The sequence below is a fragment of the Shewanella sp. S1-58-MNA-CIBAN-0166 genome, from assembly GCF_040310085.1.
GTDB lineage: Bacteria > Pseudomonadota > Gammaproteobacteria > Enterobacterales > Shewanellaceae > Shewanella.
Window position 1 is genome coordinate 1 of sequence record NZ_JBEOPN010000117.1, and the last position, 287, is coordinate 287.

Below are 287 nucleotides of genomic sequence, written 5' to 3' on the forward strand. Positions count from 1 at the left end.
CTACCAATCGGGTTGTCACCTGGGTTTTGCGGTAAAAACGTGCTGAAGTCTAAAGTAGAGTCGTCGTTAAAAACATAGGTTTCTAGGTCTTTATAGAATACAGCTAAGGAAAAATAACCTTGATCACTAAAGTAGTTTTCATAGCTAATGTCATATTGACGCGCTAACCAAGGTCGAAGTTGGGGGTTACCCGAGTTACCAGACCAGTTAACACCATCATTAGGATTTTGGCTGTAACTATAATTGACGTTAGCATTCATTTTATCCATACGCGCACGGGTTAATGT

Annotated in this window: 1 protein-coding gene; it reads right to left on the bottom strand. The window is 40.1% G+C overall.

Annotation, left to right across the window (positions count from 1 at the left end; translation table 11 throughout):
* Nucleotides 1-287 (bottom strand): TonB-dependent receptor domain-containing protein (locus AAEY99_RS21325; protein WP_351011965.1); only part of this gene is annotated, 287 nt, incomplete at both ends.